General features: G+C 72.2%; 18 protein-coding genes. 5 read left to right on the top strand and 13 right to left on the bottom strand.

Going from position 1 to position 25,372, the window contains the following annotated elements; all coding sequences use genetic code 11:
• Window positions 1–45 precede the first annotated feature (45 nt).
• The 8 genes from ACZ7L7_RS09855 to ACZ7L7_RS09820 all read right to left on the bottom strand — a co-directional run bounded on the left by ACZ7L7_RS09855 (window position 46) and on the right by ACZ7L7_RS09820 (window position 14,829).
• Window positions 46–1,659 carry a succinic semialdehyde dehydrogenase gene (locus ACZ7L7_RS09855; RefSeq protein WP_472075476.1) on the bottom strand — a complete coding sequence of 538 codons (1,614 nt, stop codon included), beginning with the start codon at window positions 1,657–1,659 and terminating at the stop codon, window positions 46–48.
• Window positions 1,660–1,763: 104 nt separating this feature from the next.
• Window positions 1,764–3,425, bottom strand: coding sequence for a serine/threonine-protein kinase (locus ACZ7L7_RS09850; protein WP_472075474.1), 1,662 nt, complete (start codon window positions 3,423–3,425; stop codon window positions 1,764–1,766).
• Between the two features lie 70 nt (window positions 3,426–3,495).
• On the bottom strand, window positions 3,496–5,142 hold the full coding sequence (locus ACZ7L7_RS09845; protein WP_472075472.1) for a serine/threonine-protein kinase: 1,647 nt from the start codon (window positions 5,140–5,142) through the stop codon (window positions 3,496–3,498).
• Window positions 5,143–5,223: 81 nt separating this feature from the next.
• Entirely contained in the window at window positions 5,224–6,405 is a 1,182-nt protein-coding gene (locus ACZ7L7_RS09840; RefSeq protein WP_472075470.1) for a serine/threonine-protein kinase, read from the bottom strand.
• Window positions 6,406–6,479: 74 nt separating this feature from the next.
• Complete coding sequence (locus ACZ7L7_RS09835; RefSeq protein ID WP_471591756.1) at window positions 6,480–8,105, bottom strand: serine/threonine-protein kinase; 1,626 nt, start codon at window positions 8,103–8,105, stop codon at window positions 6,480–6,482.
• A 129-nt stretch (window positions 8,106–8,234) separates the two neighbouring features.
• The gene (locus ACZ7L7_RS09830; RefSeq protein WP_471591757.1) at window positions 8,235–10,688 is read right to left on the bottom strand and encodes a protein kinase; all 2,454 of its coding nucleotides are present in this window, start codon (window positions 10,686–10,688) and stop codon (window positions 8,235–8,237) included.
• Between the two features lie 175 nt (window positions 10,689–10,863).
• Window positions 10,864–12,882: a serine/threonine-protein kinase gene (locus tag ACZ7L7_RS09825; RefSeq protein WP_471591816.1), complete on the bottom strand. Its 2,019-nt coding sequence runs from the start codon at window positions 12,880–12,882 to the stop codon at window positions 10,864–10,866.
• A 240-nt stretch (window positions 12,883–13,122) separates the two neighbouring features.
• Window positions 13,123–14,829 carry a glycerol-3-phosphate dehydrogenase/oxidase gene (locus ACZ7L7_RS09820; protein WP_453608460.1) on the bottom strand — a complete coding sequence of 569 codons (1,707 nt, stop codon included), beginning with the start codon at window positions 14,827–14,829 and terminating at the stop codon, window positions 13,123–13,125.
• 292 nt (window positions 14,830–15,121) lie between these two features.
• On the opposite strand from ACZ7L7_RS09820, the gene ACZ7L7_RS09815 reads away from it, so the two are divergent.
• Window positions 15,122–16,330, top strand: coding sequence for a nucleotide sugar dehydrogenase (locus tag ACZ7L7_RS09815; RefSeq protein ID WP_471428575.1), 1,209 nt, complete (start codon window positions 15,122–15,124; stop codon window positions 16,328–16,330).
• A 535-nt stretch (window positions 16,331–16,865) separates the two neighbouring features.
• On the opposite strand, the gene ACZ7L7_RS09810 is transcribed toward ACZ7L7_RS09815, so the two are convergent.
• From ACZ7L7_RS09810 to ACZ7L7_RS09795, 4 genes are all read right to left on the bottom strand, one after another.
• Window positions 16,866–17,990, bottom strand: coding sequence for a GuaB3 family IMP dehydrogenase-related protein (locus ACZ7L7_RS09810; RefSeq protein WP_285510574.1), 1,125 nt, complete (start codon window positions 17,988–17,990; stop codon window positions 16,866–16,868).
• Between the two features lie 109 nt (window positions 17,991–18,099).
• A complete protein-coding gene (gene guaB / locus ACZ7L7_RS09805; RefSeq protein ID WP_285510575.1) occupies window positions 18,100–19,602 on the bottom strand; it encodes an IMP dehydrogenase in 1,503 nt (500 codons plus the stop codon).
• Between the two features lie 140 nt (window positions 19,603–19,742).
• Window positions 19,743–20,330 (bottom strand): sigma-70 family RNA polymerase sigma factor, encoded by a 588-nt coding sequence (locus ACZ7L7_RS09800; RefSeq protein WP_285510576.1) that lies wholly within the window; start codon window positions 20,328–20,330, stop codon window positions 19,743–19,745.
• 383 nt (window positions 20,331–20,713) lie between these two features.
• Entirely contained in the window at window positions 20,714–21,325 is a 612-nt protein-coding gene (locus tag ACZ7L7_RS09795; protein ID WP_003948568.1) for a response regulator transcription factor, read from the bottom strand.
• A 381-nt stretch (window positions 21,326–21,706) separates the two neighbouring features.
• Between ACZ7L7_RS09795 and ACZ7L7_RS09790 the strand changes: the two genes are divergently transcribed.
• The gene (locus ACZ7L7_RS09790; protein WP_285510577.1) at window positions 21,707–22,036 is read left to right on the top strand and encodes a WhiB family transcriptional regulator; all 330 of its coding nucleotides are present in this window, start codon (window positions 21,707–21,709) and stop codon (window positions 22,034–22,036) included.
• 40 nt (window positions 22,037–22,076) lie between these two features.
• Here ACZ7L7_RS09790 and ACZ7L7_RS09785 read toward each other — a convergent pair whose 3' ends face one another.
• On the bottom strand, window positions 22,077–23,012 hold the full coding sequence (locus ACZ7L7_RS09785) for a LysR family transcriptional regulator (protein ID WP_285510578.1): 936 nt from the start codon (window positions 23,010–23,012) through the stop codon (window positions 22,077–22,079).
• A gap of 80 nt (window positions 23,013–23,092) precedes the next feature.
• Here ACZ7L7_RS09785 and ACZ7L7_RS09780 point away from each other — a divergent pair, with 80 nt between their 5' ends.
• The 3 genes from ACZ7L7_RS09780 to ACZ7L7_RS09770 all read left to right on the top strand — a co-directional run bounded on the left by ACZ7L7_RS09780 (window position 23,093) and on the right by ACZ7L7_RS09770 (window position 25,360).
• The gene (locus ACZ7L7_RS09780; RefSeq protein WP_471428571.1) at window positions 23,093–23,761 is read left to right on the top strand and encodes an MOSC domain-containing protein; all 669 of its coding nucleotides are present in this window, start codon (window positions 23,093–23,095) and stop codon (window positions 23,759–23,761) included.
• 76 nt (window positions 23,762–23,837) lie between these two features.
• Entirely contained in the window at window positions 23,838–24,611 is a 774-nt protein-coding gene (locus tag ACZ7L7_RS09775; protein WP_285510580.1) for an SDR family NAD(P)-dependent oxidoreductase, read from the top strand.
• 44 nt (window positions 24,612–24,655) lie between these two features.
• Window positions 24,656–25,360 carry an ester cyclase gene (locus ACZ7L7_RS09770; protein ID WP_285510581.1) on the top strand — a complete coding sequence of 235 codons (705 nt, stop codon included), beginning with the start codon at window positions 24,656–24,658 and terminating at the stop codon, window positions 25,358–25,360.
• Window positions 25,361–25,372: the final 12 nt, after the last annotated feature.

The following is a 25,372-nucleotide window of genomic DNA, read 5'->3' as shown; positions in this document are numbered from 1 at the left end:
TCCTTTGCGCAAGCCGTGCGGCGGGCGTGGTTCCCGGGCGGCGGTCTAACGGAACCGGAAGGCCTTCATCAGCCGCAGGCTGCGGCTCATGAACTGGGCGTACTTCTCGTCGTCCATGCCGAGCGAGGGGGCCATCGGCAGCAGGCGCTGGTGGGCGACGGTCTGCGCCTCGGTGTACTTGAGGATGCCCTCGGAGCCGTGGCGGCGGCCGAGGCCGGAGTCCTTCATGCCGCCCATCGGGGACTGGACGCTGCCGTAGGCGGGCGCGTAGCCCTCGTTGACGTTGACGGTGCCGGTGCGCAGCCGGGCGGCGACGGCGCGGCCGCGGCGGCCGTCCTTCGTCCAGACCGAGGAGTTGAGGCCGTAGGGAGTGGCGTTGGCGTGCTCGATCGCCTCGTCCTCGCTGCTGAAGCGGTAGATGGAGACGACGGGGCCGAAGGTCTCCTCGGTGCAGACCGCCATGGGGGCCTCGACGCCGTCCAGGATGGTCGGTTCGAAGAAGTACGGGCCGATGTCGGGGCGGGCGACGCCGCCGGCGACTAGCTTGGCGCCCTTGGCGACGGCCTCCTCCACATGCCGCTTGACGGTCTCCAGCTGGCGCTCGCCGACCAGGGAGCCCATGTCCGCGCCGTAGGCGAGGGAGCGGCCGAGCCGCATGGCCTTGGTGCGGGCGGCGAAGCGCTCGACGAAGGCGTCGGCGATGGACTCGTGGACGTAGAGCCGCTCGATGGAGATGCACAGCTGGCCCGCGGAGGAGAAGCAGGCGCGGACCGCTCCGGCGGCGGCCTTCTCGATGTCGGCGTCGGCGAGGACCAGCATGGCGTTCTTGCCGCCGAGTTCGAGGGAGACGCCGACCAGACGGGCGGCGGCGCTCTGCGCGACCTCGCGGCCGGTGCGGGTGGAGCCGGTGAAGGAGACGTAGTCGGCGTGGCGGACGACCTCGGGGCCTATGACGGGTCCCTCGCCGAGCACGACCTGGAAGACGTCGGCGGGAAGGCCGGCCTCGATCAGCAGGTCACGGGCCCACAGGGCGGTCAGGCAGGTCTCGGTGTCCGGCTTCATCACCACGGCGTTGCCCGCGACGAAGGCGGGCAGGGCGTCGCCGACGGACAGTTCCAGCGGGTAGTTCCAGGGGGCGATCTGGCCGACGACTCCGCGCGGGTGGCGCAGTTCGGTCACCTTGGTGAGGGTGGGCATGGCGCCGGAGTGCCGCTTCGGCCTGAGGTAGGCGGCGGCGCGGCGGCCGTAGTGCCGGGCGGCGACGGCGACGGCCTGCACCTCCTCGTGCGCGTGCAGGCGGGCCTTGCCGGTCTCCAGCTGGATGAGGTCCAGCACCTCGGCCTGGCGGGCCAGCACCAGGTCGTGGAAGCGCAGCAGGACGGCGGCGCGCTCGCGCACCGACGTCTGCGCCCAGACGGCCTGGGCGGCGCGGGCGGCGGCGAACGCCTTCTCCACGTCCTCGGGCGTGGACTCCGGCAGGTCCGCCAGCTTCTCACCGGTGAACGGCGTGTGGTTGGCGGTCCGGCCCGAACCGACCACGCCCCGGGTCAGCTGGGCGACCAGTTCGGGGGTGACCACGTCGGCGGCGGTGCGGGCGCCCTCCGGGGCGGGGGCGAGGGGATTCGTACCGGTCTGTGCCGGAGCCTGCGAGTCCGTCATGACGCGCAGGGTATGCCGCGGGGGAAGCTTTGTGTACCCGTCGGTAACGGGCATTCACCGAGTGCTCACATGCTGCCAGCGACCACTGGCAGCAAACGCGCTGATCAGGGCGTTGTGGCAATGGTGAGCCGGTCCTGGGCGGTCTGGAAAACCTCCGTGCCCAGCTTCTCCTCCGCGCCGCCCTCGGGCATCTCCACGAGCAGCTCGTACAGGCGGTTGTCGTCGGTGCGGACGAACAGCTCCATGACCCGCTTGCGCAGCTCCGGGTCGCCGTAGGTGCTGTCCGCCTGGACGGCCTCCCAACCGTGGAAGGTGGTCTCGGTGTACCGCGTCCTCGCGTTCCCGAAGAACTTCCAGGTCTCCGCGTGCTGCTTCGCCTGGCTCAGGGGGGTGCCGGGCGCCCGGTCCCACTGGGTGAGGCGGAGCTGGACGGGCCCGTCCGGGTCGGCGTACTCGACCGTGCGGGGCTGTATCCCGGCGGTGCCGGAGCGCGCGAACTCCTGGTACTCGGCGGGGAGGCCGAGGGTGGCGCTCATGGGCTTCTCGGTACGGGTGACCCAGTGGTCGTCCGAGGGGGTGGGGCCGGGTTCGGCGCTACGGCTCGGTTTCGTCGCGTCGTCCCGGGTGGCCGCGCCACTGTCCGGTCCGGTGAGGAAGGCGACCGCGAGCCAGCAGGCGCCGACCAGCAGAGCACCGAGGAGGGCCAGCGGGAGGGGGCGGCGGTGCAGGGGGCGGCGCGGGGCCGGGGGTGACGGTGTGTCGGGTAGGGGTGCCGGCCCGGCGGCGGTCTGCGGGTCCGGCGCCAGCCGCATCGTGCGGATGTCCTCGCCGAACTCGGGCAGCTGGGAGGCGTCCTGCTGCCCGGGGGCGTCCGGCGGCTCGTGGGCGTCCGGCGACTCGGGTTCGTACGGCGACTCGGGTTCGTACGGCTTCTCGGGGGCCGCGGCCTGAAGCGCCGCCGCGGTCTCGGCGGCGTCGGGGCGGTCGGCGGGGTCCTTGGCCAGCAGGCGGATCAGGAGCGGGCCGAGGGCGCCGGCGCGCCGGGGCTCGGGCGGGTCCACGGAGAGGATCGCGGCGAGCGTGGACTCCACCGACGTACGGCGGAACGGGGACCAGCCCTCCACGGCGGCGTAGAGCAGCACGCCGAGGGACCACAGGTCGGAGGCGGGGCCCGCGGTACGGCCCGACATGCGCTCGGGGGCGACGAACTCCAGCGAGCCGACGAACTCCCCGGTGGCGGTGAGGGATTCCTCGCCCTGGATGTGGGCGATGCCGAAGTCGGTGAGCACGACCCGGCCGTGCGGTCCGAGCAGGACGTTGGCGGGCTTCACGTCCCGGTGCACGATGCCGACGGAGTGCGCGGCGCGCAGGGCGCCGAGCACGGCGCGGCCGGTGCGGGCGGCGTCGGCGGGGTCCATCGGGCCCCGCTTGAGCACCTCGTGCAGCGACTCGCCGCGCACCAGCTCCATGACGATCCACGGCAGCCCGTCCTCCTCCACGACGACGTCGTGGATGGAGACGGCGCAGGGGTGGTCCACCCGGGCGGCGGCCCGTGCCTCCCGGGAGAGCCGGTGCGCGGCCCGCTGATGGGCCTCGTCCTCCGGTTCGCCGGGCAGCCGGGGCTCCTTCACGGCGACTTCGCGGTCGACGAGTTCGTCGTGGGCCCGCCAGACGGTACCCATGCCACCGGAGCCGATCCGCTCGATCAGCCGGTAGCGCCCGCCGACCAGGCGTCCGCCGCGCTGGTGTTCGCCGCCGTCACTCATGCCCCATGCCTATCGCGCGCGGCGGGCGCTTGTCGACGCGGGGGCCGGACGGCGGTTCCGGCGGCGGGGATCAGGGGTTGTGGATCTTCCAGTTGTCGATCGCCGTCTGCGCGATGTCGCGGCTGTCCTCGGTGAAGTAGCCCTCGCCCGGATAGTCGATCCACAGCCGGTGCATGTCGCCGTTGTCCGCGCGGTAGTACAGCACCCTTGCCTCGCGCTTGAGCGGGACGGTGCCCGTGGACGTGTACTTGATGGTGTTCTCGGCGGCCTCCCGCTCCTTCCAGCGGGTCTCCTTCGGCTTCCCGGAGGGCGCCGGGTCGCTCGCCATGTCCCAGGTGTACTCGCCGTCCTTGAGCGTCTCCCAGTCGGCGAACGCCTTCTCGCTCGCGCTGCCCGGGATCTCGCCGCCCTTGTCGTCCTTCTTGATGTCCCGGTCGACGGTGATCCGCACGGCCCCGCTGGGGTCGGCGTACCGCACGATGGTCCCGTCCGAACCGCTCTCGTCCGGGAGCTTCTTGAAGCCCGGCGGCATGCTGAGGGTGCTGCCGACCTTCGTGCCGAGGTCCTGCGCCTTCCAGCCGTCGGGCGAGGACCCGGCGAAGGGGTCGGCGAGCACGAGGTACGCCGCCACGGCCGCCGCGACGACGCAGGCGCCGATCGCGGTGAGCGCCTTGACCCCGAGGCGGATCCCCCAGCCCTGGTCGCCGCCGCCGGTGCCGCCGAGCTGCACCACCTGTGTCGGCGCCGGCGCCGGCGGGTTCGCCGCCTTCTCCAGCAGCGCACGCGTCTGGGCGGCGTTCGGGCGGTGGGCCGGGTCCTTCTGGAGGAGGCCGGTGATGACCTCGGCGAGGGGGCCCTGCGCGGAGGCGGGGGCGGCCGGGGTGGCGTTGAGGACGGACTGCAGCGTGGCCGGGGTGTTGCTGCGGCGGAACGGCGAGACGCCCTCCGTCGCCGCGTACAGGACGACACCGAGCGACCACAGGTCGGAGGCCGGTCCGGGCCGCTGCCCCAGCACCCGCTCGGGGGCGATGTACTCGGGCGAGCCGACGAAGCCGCCGGTGTCGGTGAGGTTGGTCTCGCCCTCGATCTGGGCGATGCCGAAGTCGGTGAGCACGACCCGGTCGTGCCGTCCGAGCAGGACGTTGTCCGGCTTCACGTCCCGGTGCAGGATGCCCGCCGCGTGCGCGGCCTCCAGCGCGCCGAGCACTTCGAGGCCGATCCGGGCCGCCTCGCGCGCGCCGAGGGTGCCCTCCTGCAGGACGCTGCCGAGCGAGCGGCCCTGCACCAGCTCCATGACGATCCACGGCTGGCCGTCGACGACCGCGACGTCGTGCACGTTCACCACGGCCGGGTGGTCGAGGCGGGCCGCGGCGCGGGCCTCGCGGCGCATCCGCTCGAAGGCGTTGGCGCGTTCGCGCTCCGGGAGGTGGTCCGGGATGCGCGGCTCCTTGACGGCGACCTCGCGGTCCACGGTCTCGTCCTTGGCCCGCCACACCGTGCCCATGCCGCCGTGCCCGAGCTTGCTCAGCAGCCGGTAGCGGCCCGCGATCAGGCGTCCGGCGCCGGGGTCCTGGGCGGCGGGCTGCTGCGGCACCACCTGGGTGGGCGCCGCGTAGGGGTTGCCCGGGTGCGGCACACCCGCGGACGGCTGCGGCGGTTGCAGGCCGAAACTGGTTGGCTCGTCGGCCCCGTAGGGGGCTCCCCCGTTGCTGCTCATGGGTTCATCCATATCGCGGCACGGGTCCCACGTTCCACTTCGAACACTGTCCGGTAGCAGACCCGTGACCCGAGGCGCGCCTTATCGCCCATTTATGTGCGTGCGGGTGGTCGGTGACTCCGAGGGCGAGTGCGACGGCGGGACCGACGTGCGCACCGAGATCCCGGGCACCGGACTCGTCGACACCGGGCCCGTCGACACCGGGCTCGTCGACACCGGGTCCGTCGACACCGGGCCCGTCGACACCGGACTCGTCGGCGCCGGAACGTTTCCGCCGTCCCCCTCGCGCATCAGCAGCGCCACCCCCGACACCCCGGCCACGGCCACCGCGGCGACCAGCAGCCCGCCCACCAGCAGCCCCCGGGGCGACCGCCACACCGAGGCGACCGGCGCCGACTCCGGCGAACGCCCCGTGGCCAGCAGTTCCCGCAGCATCCACTCGGCCCGCACCGCGTCCAGGCGCCGCATCGGATCACGCTCCAGCAGCCCGCGCACGACCGGCAGCAGCGGTCCCGTCTGCGGGGGCGGCCGTATCTCGTCGAAGAGGACCGCGTGCAGGATGCCGCCCATCGAGTCCCGCCGGAACGGCGACTCGCCGCTGACCGCCGTGCACAGCAGCGCCCCCACCGACCACAGGTCGGAGGCGGGACCGGTGCCGGCGCCGGACATCCGCTCGGGCGCGGTGTACTCGGGCGAGCCCACGAAGCTGCCCGCCTCGGTGAGCGTGCTGGCGCCCGCGACCTGCGCGATGCCGAAGTCGGTGAGCACCACCCGGCCGGTCCCGGAGTCGATGAGCACGTTCGCGGGCTTGATGTCCCGGTGCAGCACCCCGGCCGCGTGCGCGGTGTGCAGCGCGCTCAGCAGATCCGCGCCGATCCGCGCGGCCTCGGCGGCGTCCACCGGTCCGTACGCGGAGATCCGGTCGGCCAGCGAGCCGCCCTCGATCAACTCCATGACGATGTACGGCCGTTCGGCGTGCTCCACGATGTCGTGCACGACGATGATGTGCGGATGCCGCAGCCGTGCGACCGCCCTGGCCTCGCGCAGGGTCCGCTCCCGGCGCCGCCTGAGGTCCACCGGGCCGAGCGAACCCGAGTCGCTCTCGTCGAAGGGGAACTCCTTGACGGCCACCCGTCGCCCGAGCAACTGGTCGGTGGCGCGCCACACCACGCCCATCCCGCCGCGCCCGATCCGGTCCTCCAGCCGGTAACGCCCCGCGATGACCCGGAAGTTGCCGTCCCCCTGATCCCCATAGGTCGCCATACGTCCCATCATGCCCGCCGGACGCCCTGCTTCCGCGGCGCTGATCGGCCAACTCTGTTACAGATGCGCAGAGTTCAGGACACCGGCTCGCGCCAGCTCCGCAGCACGGCCTCGAACCGCTTCTTTGCTTCGGGGAACTCGTCGACCGGGGCCGCCATGTAGAAGGCGTACTCGGCGCCGTCGCGGGCGATGTAGAGCTGGTCGACGGCCTGGAACGGGCCCGGGAAGCTGGAGTCCTTGGCCAGCTGCGTCCAGGTGTACTCCAGCCGCGCCGCCTGCCGGTCGCGGTAGGTGGTGGGCTCCAGCACCCGCGTGTCGTAGTCGACCAGCCGGTCCCCCAGCTGCTGGTCCAGCGAGACCATGTGGGGGTAGGGGTCGTCGTACTGCGGATTGGTGTCCACGGCGATCCGCAGCAGGTTCCTGCCCCCGTCGGGCGAGTAGTCGATCTGCTGGAGGGAGCCCGATTCCTGCGGGTTGCTCCGCTTCCATCCCTCAGGCAGCGAGAGGCTGAAACCGAGGGGGTCCTCGACGCGCTCCCAGCCGTCCGGGACGTTGTTCTGCGGGGTCGATTCCGGAGTGCCGGTGTCGGACGGGGTGGACGTGGGCGTCGGGCTCTGCGAGGAGGACGCGTCCGGCGAGCGCCGCCCCTCGTCCCACTTCTGCAGCGCGACGACGGTACCCCCGCCGACCAGCGCGGCCAGCACCACCACGAGCGCGAGCAGCCGCGCCCGGCGCCGCTTGACCGGGGCCCCGGCCGGCGGGTACGGCGTGGGCTGCACCGGGGTGTACGGGGTGGCGGACGCCGTCTGCGGATGCGTGCGCCGCTCCGGCGCGAGCGGGGTGTGCGAGACCTGCGTCGGCACGTACACCTGCGCCGCCTGCGGACGCCGTCCCTCGGCCGCCTCGGCAAGCAGCTGCTCGGCCGCCGCCGCGTCGGGGCGTACCGCGGGGTCCTTGTGCAGCAGCGCGGCGATGACCGGGCCGAGCGGACCGGCGTGCGCGGGCTGTTCGGCCTCCTCCTCCACGACCGCCTGCATGGTGGTCAGCGGCGAGGTGCGGCGGAACGGGGAGCGCCCCTCGACGGCCGTGTAGAGGGTGGCGCCGAGGGCCCACAGGTCGGAGGCGGGGCCCGGGTCGTGGCCGCGGATCCGCTCGGGGGCGAGGTAGTCGACCGAGCCGACGACCTCTCCGGTGCGGGTGATCGTGGTGTCGCCCTCGATCTGCGCGATGCCGAAGTCGGTGAGCAGGACCCGGCCGTCGTCGCCGAGCAGGACGTTGCCGGGCTTGACGTCACGGTGCAGCACCCCGGCGGTGTGCGCGGCGCGCAGGGCGCGCAGCACCCACATGCCGATCCGGGCGGCCTCGCGCGGCTCGATCCGGCCGTACTCCTTGACCGCGTCGGCCAGCGAGTGGCCCTCGACCAGCTCCATCACGATCCACGGCCGGGCGTCGTGATCGAGCACGTCGTGCACGGTGACGACCGCGGAGTGGTTGATCCGCGCCGCCGCCCGTGCCTCGGCCCGGGTCCGGGCGAGCAACCGGTCCCGGTCGCCGTCGGAGACGTAGTGCGCGGCGGTCAACTCCTTGATGGCGACAGCCCGGTGCAGCACCTCGTCGTGTGCCCGCCATACCCGGCCCATGCCGCCGCTGCCGATGGTGTCGACCAGCCGGTAGCGCCCCGCGATGAGCTGGCCCTGCATCTGATTCACGTTGCCCCGCAATGCTCTTGACAGGCTCAGAGTAGGGACCGTGTCCCGCCCTGGGAACAACGGGGGTGACACAGAGACATCACTGTGACGGTTGTCGTCACGCAGAGTTGAGGACGCGGATCAGCCGGTCACCTGGTAACTGGCCGACGCCTGCTCGAACAGCCGGGTCACCTCGTCCCGTTCCGCCTCCGGTCCGCGCACCTGGACCACGTGGTACCGGTCGCCGACCAGGATGGCGACATTGCGCACGAACCGCTCCCGCCCCGCGTCGTCGGTCCAGGTGAACTGGCCCTCCGCCATGACCTTCCCGCCCACCTGAATGCTCTTCAGACCGGTGGAGGTGGCCCAGCTGGAGTCGCGGTACGGCTGGAGTTCGGGCTCGTCCTCGCGCTGGTACTCCATCGGGTCGTCGCCGTACTTCGCGGTGGTGTCCCGGCCCGGTACGACGATCAGCTCGAAGTCGCCGTGCGCGTACACGACCTGGCCGCGGCCGTTCTTCCCGGAGCGGTCCCAGCCGTCGGCCACGGCGACCCGGAAGCCCTCGGCGTCCGTGCGCAGGGTGAAGCCGTCGGCGACCTCGGGGCCGGTGGTCTGCGACTCGGTCGAACCGGAGGACTTCGAGGGCGCCTTGCCGTCGGACTCGCCCTCGTCCGGCGGATTGGCGTCGGGGCGCGGCTCGCTGCTCGCCTCCGGTGCCTGGGTGACCGCGCCCGTGGCGCCGGTGCGATCGGTGTCGTCGGCGCCGCCGCTGTCGGCCTTCGGCATGAAGAGCATGGCGTACGCGATGGCTCCCGCCATGAGCAGCAGTATCAGCAGGAGCAGGGTACGGCCGAGGCTGCGCGGCGAACCGGTCTCCGGCCGGGCCCGCTTGTGCCGTCCGTGGTGCGCGGGCAGTCCGGCGCGCCGCCTGCGCACCAGCTCGCCCCGGCGCCGCACCACCGGCAGCCGGCTGACGTCGGCGGGCGGCACGGGCACCACATGGGCGCCCGCCTCCGGCTCGGGGGCGGACCGCACCAGGGAGCGCAGCCAGCCGCGCAGCTCCTCGAAGTCCAGCCGCTCGGTGGGGTCCTGGCGCAGCAGCGACTCCACGACCGGCCTGAGCGGACCGCACTCCTCGGCGAAGGCGGGTGGCTCGGCGCAGACCATCTGCACCAGCTCGGCGGTCGACTCCTCGGGGTACGGCGCGTGCCCCTGCACCGCCCGGAACAGCAGGGCACCCAGCGCCCACAGGTCGGTCGCGGGCCCGATGGGCGGCGCCAACTGCCAGTTCTCGTGCACGGGTCCGGCCTGCTCCGGCGCCCAGCGCTCGGTCACCGGTCCCACCACGGCCATCCGGGCCTGCCGGGCCCGCTCGGCGGCGAGCGCGGTGGCGGGACCGCGGGGGGCGGGGGTGGCGGCGGCCAGGTCGTCCCAGCGGCCGGGGGTGGGTTCCGGCGCTGCCGCAGCGCCGGTCTGGGCGGGGATCGGGGCGCTCGGGGGCAGCGCGGCACGGCCGTTCTCGGCGCGGGGCGCGGCGCCGTGCCAGGAGGCGGCGCGGACGCCGTACGGGTCGACGATCTGCCCGGGCGGCGCGGCCTCGGCGGGCTGCTCGGCGTTCGTGTCCGGTGCCGGGCGGGCGCTGGGGAGCGCCGCTCGCCCGTTCTGCTGGGCCTCCTGCACCCGTGCTGCCGCTCTGGCCCCCGCCCGGTACGCGGCGATGGCCCCGGCGCGCGCCGCCCGGATGTCCACGCCGCTCTCCACGGCCCGGCGCGCGGGCACTCCGGCGCCACCGGGACTCGGGCCCGTGCCGACAGGGCCCGAACCGACAGGCCCCGTACCGACAGGCCCCATACCGGCGGGCGGCAGCCCTCCGGCCGACCGTGCCTCGATGGCGGCCCGGCGAGCGGCCTCCGGATCCGCCTCGACGAGGACGGCGGCGCCACCCCCTCCTGGGGCGCCAGAGTCGTCGCCCTCCTCGGCCGGTACCGGGTCGTACCCGCACAGCGCCTCTTCCGCCGCGCCGACGGCGAGCCCGGTCAGCATCACCCGGCCGTCGTCGCAGACGAGCACGGTGCGCGCGGTGATGTTGCGGTGCACCCAGCCGTGGGCGTGCAGCACCCTGAGCGCCATCAGTACGTCGGAGGCGACCTCCGCCGCCCGGTACGGCGTCAGCGGCTTCTCGGCGAGCAGCGCGGCGAGCGGCCGGGCCGCCACCCACTCGCTGACGATCCACAGTGAACCGCCCTCGGCGAACACGTCGAAGACCTGGTCGAGCCGGGGGTGGTCGGGGATCCGGGCCGCCGCCTGCGCGGCCTCCACCGCGCGCCGCACGGCTGGATCGGTCGGCCGCCGGGTGCCGCCGCGCGCCGGGGGCCGACGGGCGCCGTCCCGCTCACGCGCGGTGAACCCCTCCGGCAGCCCCTGGTCGTCGAGCACCTCCGCCTCGACGACCTCCGGCAACGGCACCTGCCTGACCAGGACTTCCTGTCCGCTGTAGCTGTCAAAGGCGCGCGTCTCGGTGAGTTCGTACTCGTCGGACGGAGGCAGCGGCAGACGGTATCGGTCGGCGAGCACCCGACCCGCGTACTCGTCCACGATGCCTCCCCCGGCCGTCCGGCTGGTCAATTCCGTTCGCCTCACGTGCGGTTGTGGCCGCATACCTGGATGCGTACGGTCCGCAAGCACTCACGATACGTGCCGGAGGCAACCCTCCAAGAGGGGATGCCACATCTCTTCCCCCAAACCGTGATGACTCACCGAACGCGACCGATCATGCCTTCGGCTCGAAGGACTTGGTCAGCGTCCGCCATGTGTCCTTACGCAGCTCGCTGCGCCAATTGGCCGCTTTCGCCGTGTACATCATCCCGTACCCGAGATCGCCGCGGACCACGAACCCGCGGTCGATGCTCCGGTACTTGGTGCCGCCGTCGACATAGGTGAACTCCCAGTCGGCCGTGTTCCAGCCGCGGTAGTCCACCTTCTCTATGCGGATCCGCTGGTACTGCGCGCGCACCATGGAGCGTTCCTGGTTCTTCCAGTCGGCGACCGGGTCGTCCTTGGGCGTGGTGGTCCAGCCGATCAGCAGCTTCTGCCCGTCGGGGCCGGTGAACCGGTCGCCCGCGAGGTCGGAGGACTGGTACTTCCAGCCCTTGGGCAGCCCGATCGAGTAGCCCTGGCTGCTCTGGTGGGTCTTCGCCGCGCCCTCGTCGTCACCGGAGGAAGAGCCCTTGCCGGACCCGGACTCGTCGTCGCCGCTGTTCGACGCGCCTTCCCCGCCGTCCTGTTCGTCCCCGGACGCCTGTCCGGCACCGGCACCGGCCGACTCGCTCGCCTTGCCGTCCGGACGCGTGCCGCCCTTGTCGTCCTCCTTGGTCCCGGCGCTCGCGCTCGCCTTGGTGGACGCCTTGACGCCGCCGCCCGCCGAGTCGTCGGGGTCGTCGTCCCCGCTGAACGCGATGGCCAGCACCACGCCGAGCACGGCCAGCGCCACGATCACCGCGATGACGACCAGCGTCCGCCGCGGCACCACGTCGGTCAGCGGCGCCCGGGGCACCGGCCGGGGCGGCAGATCCGGCGGCGTCATCACGGGCCAGCCCGAACTGGCCCCGCCGCCCGACTGACCGGCACCGGCGGGGGTACCGGCACCGGCGCTCGGCGCGGTCTCGGAGGGGGTCGCCGATTTCGCGGCGGCCGTTTTCGCGGCAGCCGTCTTCGTGGCGGTCGTCTTGGCAGCGGTCGTCTTCGCGCCGGCCGACTTGGCCCGCGCGGTCGCCGCCGCCCCGGCTCCGGCCGCCACCGCGGCCTTGCGCACCGAGCGCAGGGCACCCTTCAGCCGCTCCGCGGCCTCCCCCGAACCGCCCTTGTCCGTAGGCGAGTCCGGCTGTGCGGGCAGCGGCACGACCTTCGTCGCGTCCTGCGGCTCCGCCTCCTTCGGCTCGGGCGCGTGGATGACGGCGTTGAGCAGCGCCCGCGCGCCGTCGTCGTCCAGCCGCTGGGCCGGGTCCTTGGTGAGCAGGCCGTAGATGACGTCCTTCAGCGGCCCGGCGTTCTTCGGCTCCTCCAGCGGCTCGGTCATCACCGCGGTGAGCGTGGCGATGGCGGAGCCCTTGTCGTACGGGGGCACGCCCTCGACCGCCGCGTACAGCAGGCCGCCGAGCGACCAGAGGTCGGCCGCGGGGCCGGGCTTGTGGCCGCGGGCCCGCTCCGGGGAGATGTAGGAGGGGGCGCCGACGAGCATGCCGGTGGAGGTGATGGACGGGTCGCCTTCGACCTGCGCGATGCCGAAGTCGGTGAGCACGACACGGCCGTCGTCGGCGATGAGGACGTTGGAGGGCTTCACGTCCCGGTGCAGGATGCCCTGGCGGTGGGCCGAGCGCAGCACGTCGAGCACCGCGAGCCCGACCTCGGCGGCGCGCTTCGGCTCCAGCAGGCCGTCCTCGCGGATGACCTCGGCCAGCGACTTGCCCTCGACCAGCTCCATCACGATCCAGGGCCGGTCGTCCTCGTCGACCACGTCGAAGACGGTCACCGCGCTGTTGTTGCGGATCCGGGCGATGGCCTTGGCCTCGCGCAGCGTCCGCGTGATGAGCCGGCGCTTCTCGTCCTCGTCGATGTTCGACGGGAAGCGCAGCTCCTTCACCGCCACCGTGCGGCCGAGGGTTTCGTCCTCCGCCCGCCACACCGTGCCCATGCCGCCGCGGCCCAGCACATCTCCCAGCCGGTACCGCCCGGCGAGGAGACGACCGCTGTTGTCCTGACGGGGTGTCCCCGCCCGCTCCGCCTCCGACATGCGTCCCCTCATGCAACCCGCCCTGACAGAGCCTCCATTGTCCCTCACCCGACAAGTGCTCGATGCCCCGGGTACCGCTGGTGCGCGAGACGTCCCGCGGTGGGGAACACCCCGGCCGGAAGGCGGCATTCGGTACGCCGTACGACGGCTCCGACAAGGCGGACGACACGGCTCCGCCCCCGGGACGCCGAACCCGGGGGCGGAGGACGTACGGCCCTTGCGGGCGAAGTGCCGGGCGCCCTACAGCGGCACGATGTCCGGCGCCCCGAGCCGCGCCGCGTCCGCCGTGAGGTCGTCCGGCTGGCGCTGCGACTCGCGCTCGGCCTCCACGCGCTTGTCGTAGTGCTGGACCTCGCGTTCGATCTGGTCCTTGTCCCAGCCGAGCACCGGCGCCATCAACTCGGCGGCCTCGCGGGCGCTGAGGGTGCCGCGGTCGAAGGTCTCGATGGAGATGCGGGTGCGCCGGGTCAGTACGTCGTCCAGGTGCCGCGCGCCCTCGTGCGAGGCGGCGTAGACGACCTCGGCGCGCAGGTAGTCGTCGGCGGCGCCGAGCGGTTCGCCGAGGGAGGGGTCCTCGGCGATGAGGTCGAGGATCTCCTCGGTCAGGGCGCCGTACCGGTTCAACAGGTGCTCCACGCGCACCACATGGAGCCCGGTGCGGGCGGCGATGCGCGCCCGCGCGTTCCACAGGGCGCGGTAGCCCTCGGCGCCGAGCAGCGGGACGTCCTCAGTGACGCACTCGGCGACCCGCATGTCGAGTCCGTGCACGGCCTCGTCCACCGCGTCCTTGGCCATGACCCGGTACGTCGTGTACTTGCCGCCCGCGACCACGACAAGACCCGGTACCGGGTGGGCGACCGTGTGTTCGCGGGAGAGTTTGCTGGTGGCGTCGGACTCACCGGCCAGCAGGGGCCTCAGGCCCGCGTACACGCCCTGGACGTCGTCGCGGGTGAGGGGCACCGCGAGCACGGAGTTGACGTGTTCGAGGAGGTAGTCGATGTCGGCGCTGGAGGCGGCGGGGTGGGCCTTGTCGAGGTCCCAGTCGGTGTCGGTGGTGCCGATGATCCAGTGCCGCCCCCAGGGGATGACGAACAGCACGGACTTCTCGGTGCGCAGGATGAGCCCGGATGTGGAGTGGATGCGGTCCTTGGGGACGACGAGGTGGATGCCCTTGGAGGCGCGGACGTGGAACTGGCCGCGCTCGCCGACCATGGCCTGGGTGTCGTCGGTCCACACACCGGTGGCGTTGACGATCTGCTTGGCGCGGATCTCGTACTCGCCGCCCGCCTCGACGTCCTGGACACGGGCGCCGACGACGCGTTCGCCCTCGCGCAGGAAGCCGGTGACGCGGGCGCGGTTGGCGACCTTGGCGCCGTAGGCGGCGGCGGTGCGCACCAGGGTGGCGACATAGCGGGCGTCGTCCATCTGGGCGTCGTAGTACTGCAGGGCGCCGACCAGGGCGTCCTTCTTCAAGGCGGGGGCGATGCGCAGGGCCTGACGGCGGCTCAGGTGGCGGTGCACGGGCAGGCCCCGGCCGTGGCCGCGGGCCATCGACATGGCGTCGTAGAGGGCGACGCCGGAACCGGCGTAGAGCCGCTCCCAGCCCTGGTGCTGGAGGGGGTAGAGGAACGGCACCGGCTTCACCAGGTGCGGGGCGAGCCGTTCCAGCAGCAGGCCGCGCTCCTTCAGGGCCTCGCGGACGAGGGCGAAGTCGAGCATCTCCAGGTAGCGCAGTCCGCCGTGGATCAGCTTGCTGGACCGGCTCGACGTGCCCGACGCCCAGTCACGCGCCTCGACCAGGCCGGTGGACAGGCCCCGGGTCGCCGCGTCCAGGGCGGTTCCCGCGCCGACCACCCCGGCGCCCACGACCAGCAGGTCCAGTTCGCGCTCGGCCATTGATGCGAGTGACTCGGCGCGCTGCGCCGGGCCCAGTGTCGCTGTCCTCACCGCTGCCTCCCGCTGTAGGTCCTCCCGGCCGCCTCCATGAGGCGCGGCCGGTCGTATCCCCCATGCCCAAATTCTGACCGTGTTGCCCTACTTCAGCCACCACTCGCCCCCAGCCTGTGGACAACCTTCACGGATCCGACCGGCGCGGCTGGGCTCACCTGCCGGAAGACACAAAGGATCAATCCCGTATTTCGGTCATATTTACTCCTAGTCTGACATTGCGCTCGCTCATTCTGTCCACAGGGCTTGCGCACCTGTCCCGCTTCGGTTACTGGGAAGGACGGCCCACGCCATGCCCGCAGATCTCGCCGTCATCGGACTCGGCCCGTACGGCCTTCCGCTGGCCCAGGCCGCCGTGGCCGCCGGCATCCCGACCCTCGGATACCCCACCGGACCCGAACCAGGCTCACTGAGCCCCGCCGAACTGCGCCGCATGCTCGCGGCGGGCTTCCGGCACGACGCCGACCCCGCCGAACTGGGCCGGGTGCGCACCGCCGTCATCTGCGCGCCCACACCGCGCGGGGCGGACGGCGGCCTCGACCTCACCCAGGTGGAGTCCGCCGCCCGTATCCTGGCCGGCCGGATGCGCCCGCACACCACCGTGATCCTGGAGTCACCCGTCCCGCCGGGCACCACCGAGGGCCTGCTGCGCCCGCTCCTCGAAGAGGGCTCGGGGCTCCGCGCGGGCCGCGACTTCCACCTCGCCTACGCCCCCAGCCGCGTGGACCCCGGCAACCGCGAGCACACCCCCGCCAACACCCCGAAGGTGATCGGCGGCCTGACCCCGGCCTGCACGGAGTCGGCGGCGGCCTTCTACTCCCGCCTCACGGACAAGGTGGTACGCGCGCGTGGCCCAAGAGAAGCGGAGACCGTCCAACTCCTGGAGACGAACTTCCGCCACGTCAATATCGCCCTCGTCAACGAAATGGCCGTCCTCTGCCACGACTTGGGCGTCGACCTGTGGGACGTCATCCGCTGCGCCGAGACCAAGCCCTTCGGCTTCCAGTCCTTCCGCCCCGGCCCCGGCGTCGGCGGCCACACGGTCCCCCAGGACCTCACCGCCCACGCGGGCCGCACCCTGCGCATGGTCGAACTCGCCCAGCAGGTCAACAGCCAGATGCCCCGTTACGTGGTCCAGCGCGCGGCCACCCTCCTGAACGAGCACGGCAAGTCGGCGCGCGGAGCCCGAGTCCTCCTCCTCGGCGTCACCTACAAACCGGACCTGGCGGACCAGCAGTCCACCCCCGCCGAGGAAATCGCCGTCCGCCTGATGAGCCTCGGCGCCTCGGTCAGCTACCACGACCCCCACATCCCGTCCTGGACGGTCCTGGACCGCCCCCTCCCCCGAGCGGACTCCCTCTACGAGGCAGCGGCCGACGCCGACCTGACGATCCTCCTCCAGCACCACCGCACGTACGACATGCAGGGCTTGTCGGTAAAGGCCCAGCTGTTGCTGGACACGAGGGGGGCTACGCCTACGGGGGCGGCGCATCGGTTGTGAAGGGGGGCGCACAGGTGGCCCACGTGCCTGATCCGGTGGCAGTCGGGACCGGGCGCGGGTACCTTACGGACACAGGTGGAGCCCGCCGCAGGGGCTTTCTGCGACAGGCTCCTGGATGGTTCACGGAGTGTCCGCCCCTAGTTGCTGTGGGGGCGGCCGCTCACCATCCGAACATCCGCAAGATCCACCTCCTCCGGCACCTCACCAGCCGAAGCCGGATCCGATCCCAGCGAGTGGGCTTGCGGTGACGTCCCATGGGGCGCCCCCTTCCACGATGCCGCCCAGTGCCCGGTGGACGGTCCGTCGGAAATCGGGCCGGGCCCCGAGGCGCGGGGTCCGGAACCAAGTCCTTGGAAGGGGGCGCTCCAGAGCAACCTGGGGCGCCGACCCGGACGTTATCGCCTGCACCTCGCCCGACCGGGCCGGGTCGGTCCGGAACGCAACCGCGCGCCCCTGCCCCACCTCACGCGCCCCGGGCATGCAAAGGGCCGGCCGCCCCACCGGGCGGCCGGCCCTTCACACGCGGTCGCAGGACCTACCGCTGATGCTGCGAGTCCGCCACCGTCACCTCGACGCGCTGGAATTCCTTCAGCTCGCTGTAGCCGGTGGTGGCCATGGCGCGGCGGAGGGCGCCGAAGAAGTTCATGGAGCCGTCGGGGGTGTGGGAGGGGCCGGTGAGGACCTCCTCGATGGTGCCGACGGTGCCGAGGTCGACCTTCTTGCCGCGCGGCAGCTCCTCGTTCACCGCCTCCATGCCCCAGTGGTGGCCGCGGCCCGGCGCGTCCGTGGCGCGGGCCAGCGGGGAGCCCATCATCACCGCGTCCGCACCGCAGGCGATGGCCTTGGGCAGGTCGCCGGACCAGCCGACGCCGCCGTCCGCGATGACGTGCACGTACCGGCCGCCGGACTCGTCCATGTAGTCCCGGCGGGCCGCCGCCACGTCCGCGACCGCCGTGGCCATCGGGACGCGGATGCCGAGCACGTTGCGCGTGGTGTGCGCTGCGCCGCCGCCGAAGCCGACCAGGACGCCCGCAGCGCCGGTGCGCATCAGGTGCAGGGCGGCCGTGTAGGTGGCGCAGCCGCCGACGATCACCGGGACGTCGAGTTCGTAGATGAACTGCTTCAGGTTCAGCGGCTCGTGCGCACCGGAGACGTGCTCCGCGGAGACCGTGGTGCCGCGGATGACGAAGATGTCCACGCCCGCGTCGACGACCGCCTTGGAGAACTGCGCCGTGCGCTGCGGGGAGAGCGCGGCGGCCGTGACCACGCCGGAGTCGCGCACCTCCTTGATGCGCGCGCCGATCAGCTCCTCCTTGATGGGCGCCGCGTAGATCTCCTGCAGACGGCGCGTGGCGGCCTCCGTGGGCAGCTCCGCGATCTCGTCGAGCAACGGCTGCGGGTCCTCGTAGCGGGTCCACAGGCCTTCGAGGTTCAGTACGCCCAGGCCGCCCAGCTCGCCGATGCGGATCGCGGTGGCCGGGGAGACGACCGAGTCCATGGGGGCGGCCAGGAACGGCAGCTCGAAGCGGTAGGCGTCGATCTGCCAGGCGATCGAGACCTCCTTCGGGTCCCGCGTACGGCGGCTCGGGACGACGGCGATGTCGTCGAAGGCGTACGCCCGGCGGCCGCGCTTGCCGCGCCCGATCTCGATCTCAGTCACGTCTGTGGCCTTTCCCTGATGCGTTTCAGCGTCTTCCAGTATCGCCGACGGGCACGGCAAGGGCGGCCCCGGAGCACCCCGGGGCCGCCCTGACGCGAACGGCCGGTGACTACTTGCTGCTGTAGTTCGGCGCCTCGACCGTCATCTGGATGTCGTGCGGGTGGCTCTCCTTCAGACCCGCCGAGGTGATGCGGACGAAGCGGCCCTTGGACTCCATCTCCTCGATGGTGGCCGCGCCGACGTAGCCCATGGTCTGGCGCAGTCCGCCGACGAGCTGGTGAAGGACGTTGGCCAGCGGGCCGCGGTAGGGCACCTGGCCCTCGACGCCCTCGGGCACCAGCTTGTCGTCGGAGGAGACCTCCGCCTGGAAGTAGCGGTCCTTGGAGTACGACCTGCCCTGGCCGCGGGACTGCATGGCACCGAGGGAGCCCATGCCGCGGTAGGACTTGAACTGCTTGCCGTTGATGAACAGCAGCTCGCCCGGCGACTCCTCGCAGCCCGCGAGCAGCGAGCCCAGCATCACGGTGTCGGCACCGGCGGCGAGCGCCTTGCCGATGTCGCCGGAGTACTGCAGACCGCCGTCGCCGATCACCGGGATGCCGGCCGGACGGGCGGCCTGCGCGGCCTCGTAGATCGCGGTGACCTGCGGGACACCGATACCGGCGACGACACGGGTCGTACAGATGGAACCGGGGCCCACACCGACCTTGATGCCGTCGACACCGGCGTCGATCAGGGCCTGCGCGCCGTCACGGGTGGCGACGTTGCCGCCGATCACGTCGACCGACACGCTCGACTTGATCTTCGCCATCCAGCTCAGGGCGTTGCTGTTGTGGCCGTGCGAGGTGTCCACGACCAGGAAGTCCACCCCGGCCTCGGCGAGCGCCTGGGCCCGCTCCAGCGCCTCGGGGCTGGCGCCGACCGCGGCACCGACGAGCAGCCGGCCCTCGGCGTCCTTCGCGGCGTTCGGGTACTTCTCGGCCTTGACGAAGTCCTTGACCGTGATCAGGCCCTTGAGGATGCCCTCGTCGTCGACCAGCGGAAGCTTCTCGATCTTGTGCTTGCGCAGCAGCTCCATGGCCTCGACACCGGAGATGCCGACCTTGCCGGTGACCAGCGGCATCGGGGTCATGACCTCGCGCACCTGGCGGGAGCGGTCCGACTCGAAGGCCATGTCGCGGTTGGTGACGATGCCGAGCAGCTTGCCGGCCGGGTCGGTGACCGGGACACCGCTGATGCGGAACTTGGCGCACAGCGCGTCCGCCTCGGCGAGGGTCGCCTCCGGGTGCACCGTGATGGGGTCGGTGACCATGCCGGACTCGGACCGCTTCACCAGGTCGACCTGGTTGACCTGGTCCTCGACGGAGAGGTTGCGGTGCAGCACACCGACGCCGCCGAGACGGGCCATCGCGATCGCCATCCGGGACTCGGTGACCTTGTCCATGGCGGCGGAGAGCAGGGGAATGTTGACCCGCACATTGCGGGAGATGCGGGACGAGGTGTCGACCGCGTTGGGCAGGACCTCGGAGGCGCCCGGCAGCAGCAGCACATCGTCGTAGGTCAGCCCGAGTGTCGCGAATTTGGCGGGCACTCCGTCGACGTTGGCAGTCATGACACCTTCCCCAAATGGCCTTGATCGGTGCGGATGTCCATGCTAACGGGAAGCAGGGGTGGCAAATTCCACGGCTCCGGACGCCCGACGGCTTCGTATTTTCGTACGGAAAGCGGGCAACGCCCGTTCACCCGGTGGGACTACTGCTCGGCGAGCGCCCGCAGCCTGCTCAGGGCCCGGTGCTGGGCGACCCGGACGGCTCCGGGTGACATTCCCAACATCTGGCCGGTCTCCTCGGCGGTCAGGCCGACCGCGATCCGCAGCAGCAGCAGTTCGCGCTGGTTCTCCGGCAGGTTGGCCAGCAGTTTCTTGGCCCACTCGGCATCGCTGCTGAGCAGGGCGCGCTCCTCGGGGCCGAGCGAGTCGTCGGGCCGCTCCGGCATCTCGTCGGAGGGCACGGCGGTGGACCCGGGGTGGCGCATGGCGGCGCGCTGCAGGTCGGCGACCTTGTGCGCGGCGATGGCGAAGACGAACGCCTCGAAGGGGCGGCCGGTGTCCTTGTAGCGGGGCAGGGCGAGCAGGACGGCGACGCAGACCTCCTGCGCGAGGTCCTCCACGAAGTGCCGGGCGTCACCGGGAAGCCGGGACAGACGGGTGCGGCAGTAGCGCAGTGCGAGGGGGTGGACATGGGCGAGCAGATCATGCGTGGCCTGCTCGTCCCCGTCCACGGCGCGGTGGACGAGTGCACCGATCGCCCCTGCGGCATTCACCGCCTCGTCGTCGCGCATCGGTCCATGGTGCCCTGAGGCTTCACGGTCCGCGGCACCGCGTCCGATGTTGTGCACCGAAGCGTTATGAGCAGGTGCGCCGGAACTCATCTCCTGCGCCCTCCCCTTCCGCTCGACCGACTCGTCCCCGAGAGACTCCACATCTCAAGGATGCGGCATCCGCGGCGAAACGAGCACCCGCGCCCCAAAGGGGCGCGGTCCGGTCTCGTCCTACGGCCGCCGCCGATCTGATCCACAGGACGGGGCGGGGCGGGTGTCGCAGGTCCCGCCTGCCCCGGGGGGCCGGTGCGTACTCCTGGTCGGGAGCACCCCGGCCGCGGTGCCGGAGCGCGGGGTGATCCCCCTCGCCACCGGGCTGCTCCGGCCGAAAAACGGGCGGCGGACTAGCGGACCAGGCCCCACCGGAAGCCGAGCGCGACGGCGTGCGCCCGGTCCGAGGCGCCGAGCTTCTTGAACAGCCGGCGCGCGTGGGTCTTGACCGTGTCCTCGGACAGGAACAGCTCCCGGCCGATCTCCGCGTTGGAGCGGCCGTGACTCATGCCCTCCAGCACCTGGATCTCGCGCGCGGTGAGCGTGGGCGCGGCGCCCATCTCGGCCGAGCGCAGCCGGCGCGGGGCGAGCCGCCAGGTCGGGTCGGCGAGGGCCTGCGTCACCGTGGCGCGCAGTTCCGCGCGGGAGGCGTCCTTGTGCAGGTAGCCCCGGGCGCCCGCGGCGACCGCGAGGGCCACGCCGTCCAGGTCCTCGGCGACGGTGAGCATGATGATGCGCGCGCCGGGGTCGGCGGACAGCAGCCGCCGGACGGTCTCGACACCGCCCAGTCCGGGCATGCGCACGTCCATCAGGATCAGGTCTGAGCGGTCGGCGCCCCAGCGGCGGAGGACTTCCTCGCCGTTGGCCGCCGTCGTCACACGCTCGACGCCCGGCACGGTCGCCACCGCGCGGCGGAGCGCCTCTCGGGCAAGCGGGGAGTCGTCGCAGACGAGGACGGATGTCATGGCCGCCCTCCGCAGCTGATGCACGTCACCTTGAGCCTCCAGGCTGGTACGAAATCGTCACCTGTGCGGTCGACCGTCTCGGACGCCTGCCCGAGCCCTTGTTGTTTCAACCGCCTCCGCCCTCTCAACGACGGTCACTCGAAAGAGTTACGGGGCCGTGCGCCGTCTTCGGCACTGTACGTGAGGGGGCGGACACGGTGCAGACATGCAGGGCGGACCCTCAAGCTTTCATCACAAGCCATGCCCCATTCGGCCCTTTTTCTTCCCCTTTGCTGGTGTTGAGGGCTAGATTCGCAATGAGTCATATTTTCATCTCCTTAGATCGTAGATGTACGGTCGTGGACACCGTATCCGCCCAGAACGGCTACAAGGGGTCACGCAATGGCAGATTTCTCCCGCCTTCCCGGACCGAACGCGGACCTGTGGGACTGGCAGCTCCTGGCTGCCTGCCGCGGGGTGGACAGCTCGCTCTTCTTCCATCCGGAGGGCGAGCGCGGTGCGGCTCGAAGCGCTCGTGAGAACTCGGCCAAGGAGGTCTGCATGAGGTGCCCGGTTCGCGCGCAGTGCGCGGCGCACGCGCTCGCGGTGCGCGAACCGTACGGCGTGTGGGGCGGCTTGACCGAGGACGAGCGCGAGGAGCTCATGGGCCGGGCGCGGCACCGGCTGGTGTCGGCGTCGGCCGGCGGCGGCGAGTCCGCCTCGAACAACTGAAGGAACGTTTCTTCAACTCAGGGCACGGGAAGGCGTGCCCTTACTTCTGCGCGCCCGACTCCCCCTGGGCGCCGCGCACTTGACCGTCCGCGGCGCGCGCCAGCTGCTCCAGGGTCGCCGTCACCGCCGGCACCTGGGCGAGGTCGGGCAGCGTGAGCGCCACGATCTCCCGGCGCACCGCCGGTTCCAGCGTCACCGTGCGCACCCCGCGCGGGCGCACCGCCTCCACCGCCAGCTGCGGCAGGACGGCCACACCCAGGCCCGCGCCGACCAGGCCGACCACCGCCGGGTAGTCGTCGGTGGCGAAGTCGATGCGCGGGGTGAATCCGGCGCTCTCGCAGACCTGCACCAACTGCCCGCGGCAGCGCGGGCATCCGGCGATCCAGGGCTCGGCGGCCAGTTCGCCGATGGCCACCGACTCCGCGCGCGCGAGCCGGTGCCGCTCCGGCACCAGCGCCACCAACCGGTCGGTGAGCAAAGGGCGTACGACGAGGTCGTCCCACTCGCCTTCCTGCGCCGCGCCTTCGTAGCGGAAGGCGAGGGCGAGGTCGCAGTCGCCCTCGCGGAGCAGTTCGACCGACTTCGGCGGCTCGGCCTCCTCCAGGGAGACCCGGGTGCCGGGATGGGCGGCGCGCAGGGCGGCCAGCGCGGTGGGGACGAGGGTGGAGCTGCCGCTGGGGAAGGAGACCAGCCGGACCCGGCCCGCGCGCAGGCCCGCGATGGCGGCGACCTCCTCCTCGGCGGCGGTGAGTCCGGCGAGGATGCCGGCCGCGTGCCGGACCAGGGCCTCGCCCGCCTGGGTCAGCCGCATCTCACGGCCGCTGCGCACGAGCAGCGGGGTGCCGACGGATGCCTCCAGCGCCTTCATCTGCTGGCTGACGGCGGGCTGGGTGCAGCCCAGCTCGCGCCCCGCCGCCGAGAAGGAGCCGGTGGCGGCGACGGCACGCAGCACGCGCAGATGTCTGGCCTCGATCACCCCACAAGGATAAGTCAGGCTTTGATCCGGCGCCGAATAATGCGGGAGACCTTTGAGCGATCCTCGCCTACCGTGCTGTCATGAAGCTTCTGTCTGTGAACCTGGGCCGCCGGACCCCCGTCCCCTACACCGACCACTCCGAGGGCGTGACCGGCATCGACAAGCGGCCGACCGACGCGCCGGTGCGGATCTCGGCGCCGGGGCCGAAGGGTGTCGGGGCGAGCGGTGTCGCCGGGGACGAGGTGTGCGAGCTGCGCCACCACGGCGGGAACGACCAGGCCGTGTACGCGATGGCGCGCGAGGACCTCGACGACTGGGAGCGGGAACTGGGCCGGACCCTGCGCAACGGCGTCTTCGGGGAGAACCTCACCACGAGCGGGGTGGATGTCTCCGGCGCGCTGATCGGGGAGCGCTGGCGGATCGGGTCCTCGGTGGTGCTGGAGGTGACCAGCGGACGGATTCCGTGCCGCACCTTCCAGGGGCACCTGGGTGAGCAGCGGTGGGTGAAGCGGTTCACGGAGAAGGGCGCGCCGGGCGCGTATCTGCGGGTGATCGAGCCCGGTGAGGTACGGGTGGGCGACGCGGTGGAGATCCTGCACCGGCCCGACCACGACGTGACGGTGGCGCTGCAGTTCCGGGCGGTGACCACACGGCGGGACCTGCTGCCCCGGCTGCTGGCGGCGGGCGAGGCGCTGCACCCGGAGTCGCTGGCGGCGGCGCGCAAGTACGTGGAGCAGCACGGGAGTTGAGAAGCCGCCCGGTGACGTGCCCGGCGCGGGCCGGAAGGGAGCGGATTCGTCCGGTCCGGGTCACTAATCTTGCGCCATGACAACGGCTCTCATCACGGGATCGACCGCGGGCATCGGCGCCGCGTTCGCGCGGCGGCTGGCCGCCGACGGGCACAACCTCGTCCTGGTCGCGCGGGACACCAAGCGGCTGCGCGAGCAGGCCACCGAACTGCACGACCGGCACGGCATCGAGGCGGAGGTCCTGACCGCGGACCTGGCGACGGACGAGGGCATCGAGACGGCCGCCGCCCGGCTCGCCGACCGCCGTGACCCGGTCGACCTGCTGATCAACAACGCCGGTTTCGGCAACAAGGGCCGCTATCTCGACGTCTCCATGGACGACGAGCTGAAGATGCTCAAGGTGCACTGCGAGGCGGTGCTCCGGCTGACCTCGGCCGCCGCCGGGGCGATGCGCGAGCGCGGCCGGGGCGGGATCGTCAACGTCGCCTCGGTCGCCGCCTTCGTGCCGCGCGGCACCTACGGCGCCTCCAAGGCGTGGGTCGTGCAGTTCACCCAGGGCGCGGCCCGGGACCTCGCGGGCAGCGGGGTGCGGCTGATGGCCCTGTGCCCGGGCTTCGTGCGCACCGAGTTCCACGAGCGGGCCGGGATGGGCACCGACAACATCCCGGGCTGGATGTGGCTGGACGCCGACAAGCTGGTGGCGTCGGCGCTGGCCGATCTGGCGCGCGGCAAGACCGTCTCCATCCCGGACGCCCGGTACAAGGTGCTGCTGGGCGTCACCAAGGTCGTACCGCGCGGGATGCTCGGGGCGGTCACCTCCCGGACCGGTCGCAAGTACGGCCCGCAGTAGGAGAATGGAGCTGTTCGACCGGACCCCCGGGGGACGGAGGCGCCATGACGTTCGTACAGCTCATCGACTGCAGGACGAGCCGGCTCGACGAGATGAACCGGCTGCTGGACACATGGGTCGAACAGACCAAGGGGAAGCGGACCGCGACGCACAGCCTGATCGGCAAGGACCGCTCCGACGCCACCCACCTCATCGAGATCGTGGAGTTCCCGTCGTACGAGGAGGCGATGCGGAACTCGAACCTGCCGGAGACCGGGAAGATCTTCCAGGAGATGGTCGCGCTCTGCGACGAGATGCCGACCTTCACCGACCTGGACGTCATCCGTGACGAGCAGCTCTACCGGTTGACCGCGCGGCGGTTCTTCGAGGAGCTGGCCGGGCCGCAGGACCCCACCTTCAACGACGTGCTGATCGAGGACTACCACGACCACGATCCGGCCCGTCCGCAGGACGCCATCGGGATGGACGCGATCCGCCGGGAAGTGGCGATGTGGCGGGGCGCCTTCGACTTCTCGTTCACGGTCGAGGACCAGTTGGCCCAGGGTGACCGGGTGTGCACCCGCTGGACCTGGAACGGCCGGCACACCGGCGACTTCATGGGCATCCCGGCGACCGGCAAAGAGGTGTCCATGACCGGGTGCACCATCCACCGCTGCACGCCGGACGGGAAGATCGCCGAGGGCTGGTGGCAGTACGACCGGCTCGGGCTGATGGAGCAGTTGGGCGCGCTGGAGGACCTGGAGAGGTAGCGCGGGCAGGAC

The sequence above is a fragment of the Streptomyces sp. NPDC110618 genome (assembly GCF_055657065.1).
The sequence above is the reverse complement of the archived record's forward strand: the minus strand, read 5'-3'. Positions and strand labels throughout refer to the sequence as shown.